Raw genomic sequence first — 16,929 nt, forward strand, 5'->3', positions numbered from 1 at the left:
GATCATGTATATATTAGCGCCATCGATTCTTTCAGCAGACTTTTCAAAACTTGGTGAAGATGTAAAGACAGTTTCTGACGCGGGAGCGCAGTACATCCATCTGGATGTGATGGATGGAGCGTTTGTCCCGAGCATTTCCTTCGGTATGCCGGTGATCTCATCCCTCAGAAAGACAACAGACCGTGTGTTTGATGTCCATATGATGGTGGAGGAGCCGGGAAGATATGTAAATGATGTCAGAAAGGCCGGCGCGGATATCATCTGTGTCCATCAGGAAGCCTGTCTTCATCTGGACCGTACCATCAACCAGATCAAGGAGACCGGTGCCAGAGCAGCTGTTGCGTTAAACCCGGCAACTCCGGTCGAGACACTTTCCTGTATCTTAAAAGAAGCAGATATGTTTCTGATTATGTCCGTAAATCCGGGATTCGGAGGACAGAAGTTTATCCCGTATACGTTAGAGAAGATCAAAAAGCTCCGCGGCATGTTAAATGAGGCCGGACTCACCACCGATATTGAGGTGGACGGCGGCGTGAATGCGGCAAATGTCAGAGAGGTTCTCGATGCAGGCGCGGACGTGATCGTTGCGGGTTCCGCGGTGTTTAAGAACGATGCGGCAGCGAATACAAAGGAGTTCCTGAAGATCTTTGAGGAGTATTCCGCAAGATAAGGGGCCGCACCCGGCGTGAGGATGTGCCATGGATAGGGGAGAGGCAGATAATATGAATGCAGACAGAAGAGAAATGACGGATACCTGCCTGATCGTGTCGGGCGGACCGACGGACCGGAAATTTGCTGCGGAATTCGTGAAAAATCGGAAATATCCCTATGTGATCGCAGTGGACGCGGGTCTTGCCGTCTGCGAGGAGCTGGGGCTTGTGCCGGACCTTGCGGTGGGCGATTTTGATACCTTCGGGCTGGAACGGATGGAAGAACTCAGAAAGAAAGAGGGATGGGCGACGGATGTCCATAAGCCGGAGAAGGATGAGACGGACACGGATCTTGCGGTCCGCTCCGCACTCCGGGCAGGGTTTCATACCGCCCATGTTCTGGGGGCCACAGGGGGCAGGCTGGATCATGAGCTTTCCAATATCCATCTGATGCGGGCGGCGAAGGATGCAGGACTTTTCATGGAGATCTATGATGCAAAAAACCGTATCTTTCTCCTGACACCGGATGATGAGGAACATTCCGTTTTTTTGAAAGACCGGATCTACGGGAAATATGTCTCCTTTCTTCCGCTTACGGAGACCGTTCTTGGAATCACGCTGGATGGATTTAAATATCTGCTGCACAATAAGGACATCTCGATCTTAGAGGATCCCAGTCTCTGTGTCAGCAATGAGATTCCAGGGGAGCGGGCAAAGATCACGTTCCGGAAAGGGATCCTGATCTGCGTGGAGTCAAGAGATTAAAGAGAACACCGCGTGAAAATATCAGCGTGAAAAAGCAAAAAAGAAGGATAATATACGTTGCAGTCTACAATGTTGCGGCGAGGAAAACAGACTGGACTGTATAAAAAAAACAAAACTGGACATTTCATACAATCCACTCGCATGCTACCATGGGTATCAGGATGACAGAAAGGCTTTCCGGATGATCCATTCAGAAATCCTTGAACCGATTATGAAAATATGAACGGTTCTGCCTGTCAATAACACACGAGGGGGGATTTTACTTATGAAAGAAAAGAATGGGCAGTTAATGAAAATTGCGCAGGCTGGCCTGATGGCGGCGCTCTGCTATATCGGATATGCTGTGTTCCCGGCGATCTCAGCCAGCGGAACGAAGATTCATATCGGAAACGCATTTGTCGTGCTTTCCGCATACCTTCTCGGCGGCGTTTACGGTGGACTTTCCGGTGCTGTTGGCTTATCCATTGCTGATATCGTTGGCGGCTATGCGGCATCTGCACCGAGAACTTTTATCACAAAGCTTGTGATCGGTCTCATCGTAGGCTTCGTTGCCCACAGGATCGCAAAGCTTTCCGATGAACATGACCATGCCTATGTGATCCGCTGGTCTGCGATCGCGGCTGTCTGTGGTCTCGGTTTTAACTGCTTCTTTGAGCCGGCATTAAAGTATGTATGGTATACCTTATTATTCCCGAACGCTGATAAAGCAGCATCTGCGATCAAAGCGCTGATAGCGATCACAACGTACACCACGATCATCAACGCGGTGATCAACTCCGTGATCGCAGTCGTCCTTTATGCGGCGCTTCGCCCGGCGTTAAAACGAGCTGGTTTTTTAGCTGCTCAGTAGGTCTGCACACTTGTTGCGCTGACCGAAAAAAAGAATAGGCTGGAAGTCAAAAATCTCATCGACGCAGTCGATTTGGGATGGATTTTAAAACTAAGAAAAATAAATTCTGCAGTGTAACATAGATGTTGCTGTATCGGATGTGGACAATAAAAAATTCTACTTGCGAGCAGCAAATATACTGCGGAAGCAGGAAGATTGGAAGATAAATTCATGCAGAAGAAGATTGCTGTGATCAATGATCTTTCAGGTTATGGCCGCTGTTCATTAACAGTGGCTATTCCTGTTTTATCCGCGATGGGTCATCAGTGCTGTCCGATACCGACGGCGATCCTTTCAAACCATACGGAATTTCCGGTTTACTTTTTCGATGACTATACGGAAAAAATGACCACATATACGGACAAATGGAAAGAACTTGGACTTTCCTTTGACGCGATCGCAACGGGATTTCTTGGGTCGGAGGCCCAGATCGGGATCGTCATGGAGATCGTTCAGAAATTAAAGGCAGAGAAAACGTTTGTTGTTGTGGATCCGGTGATGGGAGACCATGGACATGCCTATGAGACTTATACACCGGAGATGTGCGAGCAGATGAAGGAACTTGTCTGCATGGCGGATGTTGTTCTTCCGAATGTGACGGAGTGCTGTATCCTCACGGATACTCCATACAGGGAGGAAAACTGGGCGAGAAAAGAACTCTTAAATATGGCGATGATGCTGCGGCTCATGGGCGCGAAATCTGTGGTCATCACAGGAGTGCGGGAGGGAAGCTGCTACACCAATGTGGTTCTGGAGCAGGGACAGTACGATGCAAAATTTATCTGGACAAGGTCCTCCGGTGGAGAGCGTCCGGGAACCGGAGATGTATTTTCCTCTGTTGTGGCGGGCGCGTTATTAAACGGGAAGTCCCTCCCGGAGGCGGTGAGCCAGGCAGCAGGATTCGTAAAAGAGTGCATAAAAGTCTCCGATGAGGAGCAGATCCCTCACGCGAACGGTGTTTGTTTTGAGAAGATTCTTGGTAAACTGATAAAAAAGTAGGAGAAATACCCTTCCTTTTCTCAGCAAAATATGATATATTTTTACCAAAGCGTGTTTTTACACGGCAATAAGGAGAAAAGCTCATGTTAGATTTAAGATTTGTAAGAGAAAATCCGGAAATCGTAAAGCAGAATATCCGGAATAAATTCCAGGACGCGAAGCTTCCGTTAGTAGACGAAGTGATCGAACTGGACGAGGAGAACAGAAAAGTAAAGAAGGAGGCTGATGACCTCCGCGCGAGCAGAAATAAGATCTCCAAGCAGATCGGCGCGTTGATGGGACAGGGCAAGAAGGAAGAAGCTGAGGAAGTTAAGAAACAGGTTACAGCAGCTTCCGACCACCTTGCTGAGTTGGAGGAGAAGGAAAAAGATCTCGAGGAGCGCATCAAGAAGATCATGATGACGATCCCGAATATCATCGACCCGTCCGTACCGATCGGTAAAGATGACAGCGAGAACGTAGAAGTCCAGAAGTACGGTGATCCGGTCGTTCCGGATTTTGAGATCCCGTACCACACAGAGATCATGGAGAAATTTAACGGCATCGATCTTGATTCCGCAAGAAGAGTTGCCGGCAATGGTTTCTACTATTTAATGGGTGATATCGCGAGACTTCACTCCGCAGTGATCGCATACGCAAGAGATTTCATGATCGACCGTGGATTCACATACTGCGTACCGCCGTTTATGATCCGCAGTGACGTTGTCACAGGCGTTATGAGCTTCGCTGAGATGGACGCTATGATGTACAAGATCGAGGGTGAGGATCTCTACCTGATCGGTACAAGTGAGCATTCCATGATCGGCAAATTCATCGACCAGATCATTCCGGAAGAGGAGCTTCCGAAGACCTTAACAAGCTATTCTCCGTGCTTCCGTAAGGAGAAAGGCGCACACGGCATCGAGGAGCGCGGCGTATACCGTATCCATCAGTTCGAGAAGCAGGAGATGATCGTTGTCTGCAAGCCGGAAGAATCCAAGATGTGGTTCGACAAGTTATGGCAGAACACCGTAGATCTGTTCCGTTCCATGGACATCCCGGTTCGTACCTTAGAGTGCTGCTCCGGTGACCTTGCTGACCTGAAGGTAAAATCTGTCGATGTTGAGGCATGGTCCCCGAGACAGAAAAAGTACTTCGAGGTAGGAAGCTGTTCCAACCTTGGTGACGCTCAGGCTAGACGTTTAAGAATCCGTGTAAACGGACCGGACGGAAAGAAATATTTCGCACATACCTTAAATAACACAGTTGTAGCTCCGCCGAGAATGCTGATCGCCTTCCTTGAGAACAACTTACAGGCAGATGGTTCTGTAAGAATTCCGGAAGTTTTAAGACCGTATATGGGCGGAAAGACAGAAATCAAATAAATAAGGATTTATAAAGCTGTGGCGATTCATTTTGTCACAGCTTTTTCAGTTGCAGGACAGCTCCGGGAACTGTCAGAATAACCGGGATTTTTTGTTATGCAGAGCATATTACGAAGGAGATGAGATCCATGCCGGCAGCATTTGCGCATGATCTATACGGGAGAAAAGTATATATGGAGGCCGATCCGGTCATTAAACGGATCATAAAGAAGGAGCGGTACTGCTTTCTTTTAGGGGTTCACGGGCCGGATATCCTGTTCTTTTACAAGGCACTTGGAAAAAACAAGGTAAACCAGAAAGGCGTTCGGATGCACGGCGAACCCGCTGCAAAGCTCATGGAACGTGGCCGGATGTTGGTACGTGAGGCTGAGACAAAGGACGAGAGAGACGAGATGATTGCGTATCTCATGGGTGTTGCCTGCCATTTCTGTCTCGACAATCGCGTCCACGCTTACGTGAACGCAGAGGAGAAGCGGACCGGAATCACCCACGCGGAGATCGAGACGGAGTTAGAACGGAGACTTTTGGAGCGGGAACATATGCGTCCGCTGCATTCGAACCTCACCTGCCATTTGAAGATCACAGCCCAGACCGTGCGGGCATCATCGAGGCTTTTCGATGAGGATCCCATCAAGGTGGCAAAGGCGATCATGAGCTTCCGTACTATGAACCGACTGTTCATCAACTCCAGCGAGTGGACGAAACGGTTCTGCTGCTTCCTCCTGCGTTTTACGGGAAGCTATGGGGTCATTCACGGCATGTTTATGAGGAAACAGCCAACGCCGGGCTGTGAGGCCATCACAGACCACCTGGAGCGTGAATTTAATGAGGCAGTCCCTAAAGGAGCAGAACTTTTAAGCGATCTGCTTACATACCTGAGGGGAAAAGGACCGATGCCGGAAATCTTTCAGGGGAATTTTAACGGCGAATAGAGATGTGGCAGAAATTGAAGGCAGATTGCATGTCAGCCGGAAAGACTGGAAAGGTTGCACAGAATTGAAGAAATAGAACATAAAGGAGAACAACATGCAGGGAAAGATCTATGGAATCGGAGTGGGACCGGGGGATCCGGAACTCATGACATTGAAGGCGCTGCGCCTGATCCGGGAGGCGGATGCGATCGCGATTCCGGGAAAAGAAAAAGAGACATGTACCGCATATCAGATCGCTCTGGGGGCGGTTCCGGAGATCGAGGAGAAGGAGATCATCCCTGTGGTGTTCCCGATGACGAAGGACGAGGCGGTGCTGAAGGAGAGCCATGAGGCAGCGGTGAAGAGTCTGGCTGCCCTCATGGATCAGGGAAAGACCGTGGCGTTTTTGACACTGGGGGATGTGACGGTCTATTCCACATATGGCTATGTCCATAAAAAGCTTCTGGCTCTGGGATACGAGTCTGTCCTGATTAACGGAGTCCCGTCTTTCTGCGCGGCGGCGGCAAAGCTCGGGATCTCCCTTGGGGAGAAGGCGGAGTCCATCCATATCCTGCCGGGCTCCTATCCGGTGAAGGATGGGCTGAAGCTTTCAGGGACAAAGATCTTGATGAAATCCGGGAAAAAGATCGCGGATGTGAAGCGGGAGCTTCTTCTCACGGAGTGTCCTGCCTGGATGGTGGAAAACTGCGGGATGGAGGGTGAGCGGCTGATACGAAGTGCAGCCGACATCCCGGAGGACGCGGGATATTATTCCCTTATTATCGCAAAAGACAGGGAGGAACAGTAAAGGATGGGAGCAATAAAACGCCGAACGGTCCGGATCGGAACACGAAAGAGCAGGCTGGCGCTTGTGCAGACAAACATGGTGGCGGAGGCAATCGAGGCCGTATGTCCGGAGGTGAAGTGTGAGCTGGTTCCCCTAATGACAAAGGGCGACAAGATCTTAAAGACATCCCTGGTGGCATTCGGAGGAAAAGGAGCTTTCGTGGAGGAGTTTGAGCAGTCCCTCTTAAACGGGGACATTGATCTTGCGGTCCACAGCGCGAAGGACATGCCAATGGACTTGAGCGACGGGCTCTGTATTGGGGCCGTCTTAAAGCGGGAAGATCCGAGGGATGTCTTTGTGACGGTAAAGGGTCGTACTCCGGAGCGGAGTCCCAGGATTATCGGAACGGGAAGTCCGAGACGCCAGGTGCAGATCATGGAGCGCGGGGATGTGGAATGCCGTCTGCTTCGCGGAAATGTCGACACGAGACTGGAAAAACTGTACCAGAAGGAGTACGACGGGATCATCCTGGCTGCGGCGGGTCTTAATCGTCTGGGCCTTTTTAATGATCCGAGATTTTCCTTTGAGTTTCTGGAACCGGAAATGTTTATCCCGGCAGGAGGTCAGGGGATCATCGCAGTGGAAGCGAAAAAGGGCAGTGAGGTATTAAAGATCCTCAAAAAACTGAATGATAAAGAAGCGGAGCGGGCATTGTTCGCGGAGAGAAAAGTGCTGCGCCTTTTAGGTGCAGGCTGTACCGCAGCGGTAGGCGTGTACGCGAAGGAAGAGAATGGAACATTTTGGATGGGACTCATGCGGGAGACAAAAAATGGACTTATCCGCAGGAAGATCTCCGGAGCGCCGGAGGATTCCATGAAACTCGCGGAGCTTCTCGTAAAGAAGGGGACCGAAGGGGAGCTTCCGGCAGGGAAAGCTTATCTTGTGGGAGCCGGTCCTGGAAACGGCGGTCTCATCACGGTGAAGGGACAGCAGACATTAAAGGCAGCGGAGGTCCTTGTCTATGATCGGCTTGGCTCCGAGGAACTGCTCTCCCTGGTGCCGGAGGACTGCGAGCGGATCTATGTGGGAAAAGAGGCAGGACACCACATCAAAAAGCAGTCGGAGATCAACCGGATCCTGGTGGAGAAGGCACTGGAAGGAAAGCGCGTCATCCGGTTAAAGGGTGGAGATCCCTTTGTGTTCGGGCGCGGCGGAGAGGAGATCCAGGCGCTCACAGAAGCAGGAATCCCCTATGAAGTGATCCCCGGCGTTACCTCAGCCATCGGGGCACTGGAGGCGGCTGGAATCCCTGTTACCCACCGGAATATCGCGAGAGATTTCCATGTCTTTACGGGACATATCTCCCACGAAGGCGGTGAGGGACTCTCCGGGGATTACAGCCTGTACGCGAAGCTTCCGGGAACCCTGATCTTCCTTATGGGACTCTCGAACCTTGAGGAGATCGTGAAACGTCTCATAGATGGCGGAAAAGACGGGGAGACGCCTGCAGCCGTTGTGACGGACGGAACACTGTCCCGAATGCGCGTTGTCCGGGCATCCTTAAAGGATCTGCCTGAGGCTGTAAGAAAAGCGGGACTTACGCCTCCCGGAATCATCACTGTGGGTGAGGTCTGTGCCTTCCACTTTACATCTATGGTGCCGGGCGTGCTTACCGGAATCACGGTGGGAGTCACCGGAACAGAGGCCGTTAGAGGACGGATCATAAGCCGCCTGTCCGATGAGGGTGCGAAGACGGTCCGCGCGGGGGAATCCCTTGTGGTACGGGAGTCCATGGAACGGCTGGATCAGGCGTTTGCGGACCTTTCCCGTTACAGATGGGTGATTTTTACGAGCCGGAATGCAGTCCGGATCTTCTTTGAACGGATGCGAGAGAGACGTGTGGATCTCAGAAAACTCGGCTCACTTAAGTTTGCTGTCGTCGGGCGCGGAACAGGAGAGTATCTGGAGAGTGTCGGAATCACGCCGGACTTTATCCCGGAGGAATACACGACGAAAGCGCTGGCGGATGGACTTGTAAAATATTTGAAGGAGAATGGAGAGACTTCTGGGGCAAAAACTGCTGCCGCCAATGTAGCCTACAGCATTTCCAGTTCAGAAAATGTCTGTCCGTGTGCTGAGGCAGGAAAATTTCTGATCCCGCGGGCAAAGCAGGGCTCGAAGGTCCTCACGGAGACACTGGCGGAACAGGGATATGCGTTTGATGATATTCCAATCTATGATATCCTGGTGGAGCAGACGGAGCTTGCGAGACTTAAAACTGCCGACTATATCACGTTTGAGAGCGGCTCCGGCGTCCGAGGATTCTTCGCGGGACGTGAGGCGGAAGCGGCATCTCTGTTTGAGACGGTGAGACCAGTCTGCATCGGAAAGGTGACAGCGGCAGTCCTTGCGGAATACGGAGTGAAGAATGCCCTGACAGCTTCCGACTATACAGCGGACGGAATTTTAGAGGTGCTGCTGACGGACAGAAACGAGATCACGAGGTAAACATGGATACCTTTGTATACAAAGACCATAAAAAGTTAAGATGCGGATACACCACAGGAACCTGCGCGGCTCTGGCGGCTCAGGGGGCGGTGCGATTTCTGCTCACAGGATCCTGGAAGGAGACGGAGGAGATCATGACCCCGAAGGGGATTCCGGTGTGCGTATCGCTGGAAGAGAAAACTTCCGGGGATAGTTGGGCGGAGTGCGCGGTCAGGAAGGACGCAGGGGACGATTATGATGTGACGAACGGGATCCTGGTGTATGCGCGGGCGGAGTTTGTGAAAGATAAAAACTTTTATGAAAAGGTTCAGATGTCACATCTGGAAAGTTCCGGGTTCGGAGCTGCAGGAGAAAAACCTGGTCTGAGTCCAGAAAACCAGAAACAGCAGAAAAAAGCGAATGCCGCTCATCAGAAAGAGGCACTTCCTGAGTCGCTTGTCAGAATCGACGGCGGCATCGGCATCGGTCGCATCACAAAATCCGGTCTGGATCAGCCAGTAGGCGCTGCAGCGATCAATTCTGTGCCGCGTAAGATGATCCGGGACGCTGTCTACGAGCTTTTGGAGGAAGCCGGAGAGCTTCGCCTGGTATCGATCACAATATCGGTTCCTGCAGGCGTAGAAGCCGCGAAGAAGACCTTCAACCCGGTCCTGGGAATCGAGGGCGGGATCTCCGTTCTCGGGACCAGCGGGATTGTGGAGCCCATGAGCGAGGAAGCGCTTGTCGAGACGATCCGCACCCATCTAAATGTCTTAAAGGCAGAGGGCAGAAAATGGGTGATCGCAGTGCCTGGAAATATGGGCGCGGGATTTTTAGAGAGGTATCTCGTAGAACATGGTAAATTCTGTACCGATGCTCATCAAGGGAGTAACGCGGCGGACACGGATGCTGCTGTTGAGGCAGAACAGATGGCTTATGGAGAATTATCAACGGGAACAGAACCATCACTTCTGGAAGGATTTATGAATTCCCTCGTCACCATGAGCAACTTCGTCGGCAAGACCATTGACCTTGCCGCGGAACTGGGCTTTTCCGGTATCCTGATCGCCGGTCACATGGGAAAACTCGTGAAGATCGGAAACGGGATCATGAACACCCACTCCAGGGAGGCGGATGGTCGCATGGACACGATGCTGTCCTGCGCGTTATCTGCCGGAACCGAGGACCTGGAACTCCTTAGAAAGATCCAGAGATCCAACACGACGGATGAGGCGATGGATCACTTAAAACAGGCGGGAATCATAGAGGACACGATAAACGTATTCTTAAAGCGTGCCGATTGGCACCTTACCCATCGATCCAGGGACGAGGTGAGGACGGGAATGATCGTCTTCGGGACAAAGGGGGAGTATCTGGGAGAGACGGAAGGCGCGGATGCGATTCTGCGGTCAGCGTTGAAAGAGCTGGATCAATAAGCTTCCACTTAGCGCTGAAAGAACTGAAACAATAAGTTTTGGAACAACGCATGAAAGTTACGGTCTCTGATCATTCATCGAAATTAAAGGAAACACTATGGAAAACAGGCAGAAAAATTACGGGAGCGTCCATGACACAAAGGCATCCATGATGTATAACCGCTTCCTGAAACAATACAACGAGTGGCTTTCCGGCGGACCGATCCCGGATACCGGGAATCAGGATACAAAGTATTTTCTGGGCCAGCAGCGGAAGCGGTTGGAAAAACGCGGACTTCACAGAGATTCATCCATAGAACTCCGGGGTCTTCTGGCCTCAGCCGGCGCGATCCCGCCGAAGGTCGGAAAGAAATATACGAATGTGACAGAATTCCGCACGGCGCAGAGAAATACGACATATTCCAGGGGTGGACGGATCATCGGAAAATTCCGGAAGAAAGAGATCTTATACCAGACGATCACCTTCGCGAATGAGGCGACGGTAGACGGAACGGAGCCATGTACCTGCCCGTCCTGCGGAGCGGTGAGCCAGATCAAGGCGCTGTTTGAAGGCTGCCCATACTGCCACACAAGATTTCTGATGCAGGATCTGTATCCGAAGGTCGCGAATTTTTATTCCATTGAAGACCTCAGCTATTCCAAGGAAGAGATCAAAAGAACATTAACTCCCTGGTGCGGCGGAGGGGCAGTCATCTTCACGGTGTTCATGCTGGCATACCTGGCATGGGAGAGGGCAAAGACCGGTGATCCTCTGACACTATATTCCATGATCTGCCCGCTGATCGGGTATCCAGTAATCGGAGCCTTCGGCGGATATATGCTGTTTGCCTTAAAAACACTTGGGTATATTTTCTGGCGGGCGATGCAGAGCCTTGGACTTCTGTTTGCCACTTCTGGCAGCAAAAACAGGCTGATCCGGTTCATGAAGAATTACGAGCCGGATTTTGGCTATGAAAACTTTGCAAACCAGGTCATTGCTCTGGCAAAAAATATTATCTTTTCCGAGCCGGGAGAGGACCTTTCTATTATCCGCGGTCCCTGGGATGGGGAAAGTTTCCAGAACATCACGGACATTGTATACAGGGGAGCTATGTCGGTGGGGAACTGCTGGCAGGAAGGCCCGTATGTGTATGCGGATATCGATCTGTACTTCTGCGATACATATGACAGGGGAAGTTCGATGAAGGAGAAAAACGACAGGATCCGGATGATCGTCGGAAAGAATATCCAGATCCCGCAGGACCCGGGATACTCGATCCATCAGGTCTCCTGTGAAAGCTGCGGGGCAAGCTTTGACGCGATGAAGATCCGTCACTGCCCGTACTGCAAGCGGGAGTATGACATGAGAGACCATGCATGGACGGTCATGAAGATTCGAAAAACAGGAGGAAAACCATCATGATACATTTTGTGGGAGCCGGAAGCGGAGCGCCGGACTTGATCACGGTCCGGGGACAGAAATTCCTTCGGGAGGCGGACGTGGTGATCTATGCGGGATCCCTTGCGAATCCGGAGCTTTTAAAGGAGACGAAGCCGGGGTGTGAGATCTTAAACAGTGCCTACATGACTCTTGACGAGGTGATCCGTGCCATGGAGAAAGCGGAGCGTGAGGGAAAAATGACGGTGCGGCTTCATACCGGTGATCCGGCGATCTACGGCGCGATCCGGGAGCAGATGGACCGGCTGGATGAGAAAAAGATTGCTTACGATGTATGCCCGGGGGTCAGCTCCTTCTGCGGCGCTGCATCGAGTCTCCATGCGGAACTCACGCTGCCTGGCGTGTCCCAGTCCGTGATCATCACGAGAATGGCGGGGCGGACCGGAGTCCCGGAGCGGGAGAGTTTCCGTTCCCTGGCGGCTCACCATGCGACCATGGCGGTGTTCTTAAGCACGGGACTGTTGTCACAGATGGAAAAGGAACTTGCGGAAGCAGGATATGAGTCGGACACTCCGGCGGTGATCATCTACAAGGCGACATGGCCGGAGGAGAAGATCGTCCGCTGCACCGTCTCTACGCTGGCGAAGTCCGCAGAGGAGAACGGAATTAAGAAGACGGCAATGATCTTTATCGGTGATGTATTCGGCACGAGAGAGGCAAACGGCTACGAGGAGTCAAGACTCTATGCGCCGGACTTCTCCACGGAATTCAGAAAGGGGACGGACATATGAAGAAGCTGACAGTGGTCGGCATGGGACCTGGAGAATATGAATCCATGACGCTCCGTGCCGTAAAGGCGCTTAACACCTGCGATGTGATCGTGGGATACACGGTCTATGTGGATCTCGCGAAGCCGTACTTTCCAGATAAGGAATTTCTGACGACCCCCATGAAACGGGAGATCGAGCGCTGCGAGATGGCTTTTGCGGAGGCGGAAAAAGGAAGATCTGTCGTGATGATCTGCAGCGGGGACGCAGGAATCTACGGAATGGCGGGACCGATCCTGGAACTCGGGGAGAAGCACCCGGAGGTGGAGATCGAGGTGATCCCGGGGATCACGGCGGCTCTCTCCGGCGGCGCTGTCCTCGGGGCACCGCTGATGCATGATTTTGCGGTGATCAGCTTAAGTGATCTTTTAACACCCTGGGAGACCATTGAGAATCGCCTGGACGCGGCGGCGAAGACTGATTTTTCCATCTGCCTCTATAATCCGTCCAGCAGGAAGCGGGCGGACTATTTAAAGCGTGCGTGTGAGATCTTTTTACGGTACAAGAGCTCGAATACCGTCTGCGGCATTGTAAAGAACATCGGAAGAGACGGGGAGACGAAGAAGGTCATGACGTTAGCGGAATTGAAAGATTACGAGGCGGACATGTTCACCACCGTGTTTATTGGAAACAGCCGGACCGAAAAGTCCGTCCTTGGCGGGCAGAACTGGATGGTCACACCGAGAGGATACCGGATATGAAGATAGCGGAAGGGAAAATTGCGGTTTTTGCGGGGACAACGGAAGGACGGGTTCTGGCATCCCGCCTTGCCGGAAGTCAGGTAGCGGCTGATGTGTTTGTTGCGACGGAATATGGAAAAGAGGAGATCCCGAAGGCTGAGAATCTTCAGGTCCATGACGGGCGTGTCGATGAGATCCAGATGGAGAAACTGTTTCAGGAAAAGAAGTATGACTTGATCCTTGATGCAACCCATCCTTTTGCGGTGGTGGTCACGGCAAATATCAGGGAGGCGGCAGAAAAGACAGGGACCCCGCTTTTAAGGATCCTGCGGGATAAAAACGGTGAGAGAACAAATGTTTTCACTTCTGAAAACGGACCCCGTACTTTTGAAGATGACAACCAGAAAAAAAAGAACACAAAAACAGATATGGAAATGCCCGGAGAAAGTGCTTGGACAGAAACGGAAGGCATTTCAGACGGTTCAGACTGCCGGATCATCACGGTGGAGAATATTCAGGCGGCAGTGGACTTTTTAAAGACCACGGAAGGTCCGGTATTCGTCACGACGGGAAGTAAGGAGCTCTCCGCATTTTTAGCTCTCCCGGACTGGGAGACGAGAGTCTACGCGAGAGTCCTTTCCATGCCGGAGGTGGTAAAGACCTGTGCCGATATGGGCTTTTACGGCAGCCATCTGATCGCAATGCAGGGGCCCTTTGCGGAAGACTTAAATGTTGCAATGATGAAAGCGGTCCATGCGAAGTGGATGGTGACGAAGGAGTCCGGGAAGGCGGGCGGATTCGAGGAAAAGGTCAGTGCGGCGAAAAAAGCAGGTGTCGGTCTTGTCGTGATCGGAAGACCGGTGGAAGAAGGAATCTCGTTAGAAGAAGGAATTGCTTATCTGGAGGAGCATTTTGCTCTGGGAAGGTCAGTTAAAAATTCCGGGAAACGCCAGGTATTCCTTATCGGCACAGGACCCGGAAGCGAATCCTATCTAACCGGTGAGGCAAAAAAACGCCTCGACAAATGTGATCTGATCGTCGGCGCAAGCCGCTGTGTGAGACAGCTGGAAAGTTTCCACAAACCTGTATTTGAGGCATACCAGCCGGAAAAAATTGCGGACTATCTGGATGCCCACCCGGAGGTACAGGTGATCTGTGGAGCCATGTCCGGTGATACCGGATTTTACAGCGCAGCGGAAAAACTCGGTGCAGTGCTGGAACGCCGCGGAAACTATACCGTGGAAGTAATTCCGGGGATCTCTTCCGTTGGATATTTTTTCGCGAAGATCCGGCGTCCCTGGGATCACGCGAAACTCTTCAGCATGCACGGGCAGGCGGCAAACTTCGCTTTGGAATTAAAGCGCTCCGGCAGTGCCTTTATCCTTGGCGGCGGCTCGGATTTCTATGAAACGATCTGCGGACAGCTCATCGATCTTGGGATGCAGGAGACAAAGCTCTTTGCCGGGGAAAACCTGACACTTGAAGACGAACAGATCTTCACCTCCACTCCAGAGGAAATAAAGGGCAGGAAAGCCCCTTCACTGGCCGTCCTCTATGCGGAATGGACCGGGCCCCGAAGACCTTTATCCCACGGTATTTCCGATGAGGCGTTCACCCGCGGGAAGGTTCCGATGACGAAGATGGAAGTCCGCACCGTGTCCGTGGCAAAGCTGGAACTCACGGAAAATTCCGTTCTCTACGATGTCGGAGCCGGAACAGGATCCGTCTCTGTGGAGTGCGCAGGCCTTTCCGATTCGGTGAAAGTCTATGCTATCGAGAAGAATTCGGAGGCCGTGGAGCTTCTCTATGAAAACCGGAAAAAATTCGCCCTCACAAATCTGGAGATCATAGCGGGAACAGCGCCGGAAGCGTTAGAAGATCTTCCGGCGCCAACCCATGTCTTCATTGGCGGAAGCGGAGGACAGATGGAAGAGGTTATCGCATTATGCCTTAAGAAAAATCCTAAAACACGATTTGTTGTAAACCTCATCACTCCTGAGTCTCTGGCAGCAGTCCTTGAAGCCGCAAAGACTCTCCCGGTGACAGAACCGGATCTTGTGACGCTTACTGCCGCAAGGTCCAAAAAAGTCGGTTCCAGCCATCTGATGATGGGGCAGAATCCGGTATGGATCGTGACGTTTGAGGGAAAAACCTGCATCAGCGGAATTTAATGATTATGAAGGAGCTGGAAATATGGATAAGGAGCGGATGAAGTGTTTGGTTCAGGATTCTCAGGCAGTTTCCGTCCGCTTTCCCCGGATCATGATTGCCGCGGAGAAGAGCGGTGGGGGGAAGACGTTGTTTACCTGTGCGCTGCTTTCTCTTTTGAAAGAGAAAATTCAGGAGGTTCGCGCGTTTAAGTGCGGGCCGGATTATATCGATCCGATGTTTCACCGGACGGTGCTGGAGATCCCGTCGAGAAATCTGGACAGCTTTTTTGCGGACGGGGATACGCTGAGATATCTGCTCGGCAGGGAAGTCCTCGAAATGGAGAAATTCCCGGAAAGCCGAATCGCTGTACTGGAGGGCGTCATGGGCTTTTACGATGGACTTGGCGGTGTCTCGGAGCGGTCCAGTGCCTGGGAGGTGGCGGATCTCACGGATACGCCGGTGATCCTTCTGGTGGATATGATGGGGCGGAGTCTTTCTGCTTTAGCGTCGATCAAGGGATTTCTTGATTACAAGGAGAAGAGCCATGTGACAGGGGTAGTCTTTAACCGGCTGTCACCGATGTTGTATCCGAGATTAAAAGAGCGGGCAGAGCGGGAGCTTGGAATCCGGGTATTCGGGTATGTGCCGGAATTAAAGGATATGACGCTGGAGTCCCGCCATCTGGGGCTTGTGATGCCGGAAGAGATTCCAGGGATCCGGGAACGGCTGGATCTGATCAAAGAAAAGGTTCGAGTGGAAATCAATCTGGATGGGATTATTGAGGAGGCTGGGAGAGCGGCAGAGATAGAAGTGAAATTGCCAGAAGCTGTAAGGCAGTTTTGTAATGTGGATTGCGGGACAGGTATTAAGAAAACAGTAGTTGCAGTCGCCAAAGATGAAGCTTTTTGCTTTTATTACGAGGATAATCTGGATATTCTGAGAAAACTTGGAGCGGAAATACAGTATTTTTCCCCGATCCACGACAGAAACCTTCCGGTGGAAACCTGCGCAGTCTATCTTGGCGGCGGTTATCCGGAGCTTCACGCGAAAGCACTTTCAGAAAATATCAGTATGCGGAATGCGATCCGTCAGGCGGTGATGGAAGAGATGCCGTGTATCGCGGAGTGTGGCGGATATCTGTACCTGAAGGATTCGATCGTGGATCCGGACGGCGTGGAATGGCCAATGGCAGGTGTGCTGCCGGGCAGCAGCCGTGACACGGGGAAGCTTGGTAGATTTGGGTATATTACTGTTACCTCAAAGAAAGAGGGACTGTTAGGACCTGCGGGAACTGAATTCCGCGCCCATGAATTCCACCACTGGGATTCGGAGGAGAACGGGACGGATTTCGCAGCAAAAAAGCCGGTGGGAACACGGGGCTGGGACTGCGGATATACGACGGAGAGCTTTTATGCAGGCTTTCCGCACTTGTATTTTTACAGTAATGTGAAAATTGCTGAGAACTTTATTAAATGTGCAGAAACGTGGAAAAAGAAAAATCCCATCAGCGAAGCTGGTCTGGAATGGATTTTTGCACGTAACTATGAAGGTACTGAATAGTTACAAATCCAGAAAAGTATAGCACTTTGAAGGTTCGATAAATTT

The 16,929-nt window shown here is 51.6% G+C and carries 14 protein-coding genes; all 14 read left to right on the forward strand.

Translation table 11 applies throughout. From position 1 onward, the window contains the following. Positions 1 to 4: 4 nt before the first annotated feature. The 14 genes from rpe to DXA87_RS08270 all read left to right on the forward strand — a co-directional run bounded on the left by rpe (position 5) and on the right by DXA87_RS08270 (position 16,884). The gene (gene rpe, locus DXA87_RS08205; protein WP_117503835.1) at positions 5 to 670 is read left to right on the forward strand and encodes a ribulose-phosphate 3-epimerase; all 666 of its coding nucleotides are present in this window, start codon (positions 5 to 7) and stop codon (positions 668 to 670) included. A gap of 52 nt (positions 671 to 722) precedes the next feature. Further along, complete coding sequence (locus DXA87_RS08210; RefSeq protein ID WP_242990521.1) at positions 723 to 1,415, forward strand: thiamine diphosphokinase; 693 nt, start codon at positions 723 to 725, stop codon at positions 1,413 to 1,415. A 265-nt stretch (positions 1,416 to 1,680) separates the two neighbouring features. Further along, positions 1,681 to 2,265 (forward strand): ECF transporter S component, encoded by a 585-nt coding sequence (locus DXA87_RS08215; protein ID WP_015554615.1) that lies wholly within the window; start codon positions 1,681 to 1,683, stop codon positions 2,263 to 2,265. A 210-nt stretch (positions 2,266 to 2,475) separates the two neighbouring features. Continuing rightward, entirely contained in the window at positions 2,476 to 3,303 is an 828-nt protein-coding gene (locus tag DXA87_RS08220) for a pyridoxamine kinase (protein WP_117503837.1), read from the forward strand. A gap of 83 nt (positions 3,304 to 3,386) precedes the next feature. Continuing rightward, a complete protein-coding gene (gene serS, locus DXA87_RS08225) occupies positions 3,387 to 4,667 on the forward strand; it encodes a serine--tRNA ligase (RefSeq protein WP_015554613.1) in 1,281 nt (426 codons plus the stop codon). Positions 4,668 to 4,795: 128 nt separating this feature from the next. After that, positions 4,796 to 5,599 (forward strand): zinc dependent phospholipase C family protein, encoded by an 804-nt coding sequence (locus DXA87_RS08230; protein WP_158553053.1) that lies wholly within the window; start codon positions 4,796 to 4,798, stop codon positions 5,597 to 5,599. Positions 5,600 to 5,693: 94 nt separating this feature from the next. Then, a complete protein-coding gene (gene cobI / locus DXA87_RS08235) occupies positions 5,694 to 6,386 on the forward strand; it encodes a precorrin-2 C(20)-methyltransferase (RefSeq protein WP_117503841.1) in 693 nt (230 codons plus the stop codon). A 3-nt stretch (positions 6,387 to 6,389) separates the two neighbouring features. Further along, on the forward strand, positions 6,390 to 8,873 hold the full coding sequence (gene cobA, locus DXA87_RS08240; protein WP_117503843.1) for a uroporphyrinogen-III C-methyltransferase: 2,484 nt from the start codon (positions 6,390 to 6,392) through the stop codon (positions 8,871 to 8,873). Between the two features lie 2 nt (positions 8,874 to 8,875). Next, positions 8,876 to 10,288, forward strand: a complete 1,413-nt coding sequence (gene cbiD / locus DXA87_RS08245; protein ID WP_117469663.1) for a cobalt-precorrin-5B (C(1))-methyltransferase CbiD — start codon at positions 8,876 to 8,878, stop codon at positions 10,286 to 10,288. A 97-nt stretch (positions 10,289 to 10,385) separates the two neighbouring features. Next, complete coding sequence (locus DXA87_RS08250; protein WP_117503846.1) at positions 10,386 to 11,690, forward strand: hypothetical protein; 1,305 nt, start codon at positions 10,386 to 10,388, stop codon at positions 11,688 to 11,690. Beyond that, on the forward strand, positions 11,687 to 12,457 hold the full coding sequence (gene cobM, locus DXA87_RS08255; protein WP_117503848.1) for a precorrin-4 C(11)-methyltransferase: 771 nt from the start codon (positions 11,687 to 11,689) through the stop codon (positions 12,455 to 12,457). Before DXA87_RS08250 ends, cobM begins: the two co-directional genes overlap by 4 nt. Continuing rightward, positions 12,454 to 13,194: a precorrin-3B C(17)-methyltransferase gene (gene cobJ / locus DXA87_RS08260; protein ID WP_117503849.1), complete on the forward strand. Its 741-nt coding sequence runs from the start codon at positions 12,454 to 12,456 to the stop codon at positions 13,192 to 13,194. The genes cobM and cobJ overlap by 4 nt, the downstream gene beginning before the upstream one ends. Then, on the forward strand, positions 13,191 to 15,344 hold the full coding sequence (gene cbiE, locus DXA87_RS08265; RefSeq protein ID WP_117503851.1) for a precorrin-6y C5,15-methyltransferase (decarboxylating) subunit CbiE: 2,154 nt from the start codon (positions 13,191 to 13,193) through the stop codon (positions 15,342 to 15,344). The genes cobJ and cbiE overlap by 4 nt, the downstream gene beginning before the upstream one ends. Before the next feature lie 22 nt (positions 15,345 to 15,366). Then, positions 15,367 to 16,884, forward strand: coding sequence for a cobyrinate a,c-diamide synthase (locus DXA87_RS08270; protein WP_242992105.1), 1,518 nt, complete (start codon positions 15,367 to 15,369; stop codon positions 16,882 to 16,884). Positions 16,885 to 16,929: the final 45 nt, after the last annotated feature.

Source organism: Desulfotomaculum sp. OF05-3, from assembly GCF_003435535.1.
Lineage (GTDB): Bacteria > Bacillota > Clostridia > Lachnospirales > Lachnospiraceae > Pilosibacter > Pilosibacter fragilis.

What these genes read in the sequence shown, in the direction of transcription:
- cbiD (WP_117469663.1), top strand. Translation starts at nt 8,876, where the DNA reads ATGGATACCTTTGTATACAAAGACCATAAAAAGTTAAGATGCGGATAC.
- cobJ (WP_117503849.1), top strand. Translation starts at nt 12,454, where the DNA reads ATGAAGAAGCTGACAGTGGTCGGCATGGGACCTGGAGAATATGAATCC.
- DXA87_RS08215 (WP_015554615.1), top strand. Translation starts at nt 1,681, where the DNA reads ATGAAAGAAAAGAATGGGCAGTTAATGAAAATTGCGCAGGCTGGCCTG.
- rpe (WP_117503835.1), top strand. Translation starts at nt 5, where the DNA reads ATGTATATATTAGCGCCATCGATTCTTTCAGCAGACTTTTCAAAACTT.
- cobA (WP_117503843.1), top strand. Translation starts at nt 6,390, where the DNA reads ATGGGAGCAATAAAACGCCGAACGGTCCGGATCGGAACACGAAAGAGC.
- DXA87_RS08230 (WP_158553053.1), top strand. Translation starts at nt 4,796, where the DNA reads ATGCCGGCAGCATTTGCGCATGATCTATACGGGAGAAAAGTATATATG.
- serS (WP_015554613.1), top strand. Translation starts at nt 3,387, where the DNA reads ATGTTAGATTTAAGATTTGTAAGAGAAAATCCGGAAATCGTAAAGCAG.
- cobI (WP_117503841.1), top strand. Translation starts at nt 5,694, where the DNA reads ATGCAGGGAAAGATCTATGGAATCGGAGTGGGACCGGGGGATCCGGAA.
- cobM (WP_117503848.1), top strand. Translation starts at nt 11,687, where the DNA reads ATGATACATTTTGTGGGAGCCGGAAGCGGAGCGCCGGACTTGATCACG.
- cbiE (WP_117503851.1), top strand. Translation starts at nt 13,191, where the DNA reads ATGAAGATAGCGGAAGGGAAAATTGCGGTTTTTGCGGGGACAACGGAA.
- DXA87_RS08250 (WP_117503846.1), top strand. Translation starts at nt 10,386, where the DNA reads ATGGAAAACAGGCAGAAAAATTACGGGAGCGTCCATGACACAAAGGCA.
- DXA87_RS08270 (WP_242992105.1), top strand. Translation starts at nt 15,367, where the DNA reads ATGGATAAGGAGCGGATGAAGTGTTTGGTTCAGGATTCTCAGGCAGTT.
- DXA87_RS08220 (WP_117503837.1), top strand. Translation starts at nt 2,476, where the DNA reads ATGCAGAAGAAGATTGCTGTGATCAATGATCTTTCAGGTTATGGCCGC.
- DXA87_RS08210 (WP_242990521.1), top strand. Translation starts at nt 723, where the DNA reads ATGAATGCAGACAGAAGAGAAATGACGGATACCTGCCTGATCGTGTCG.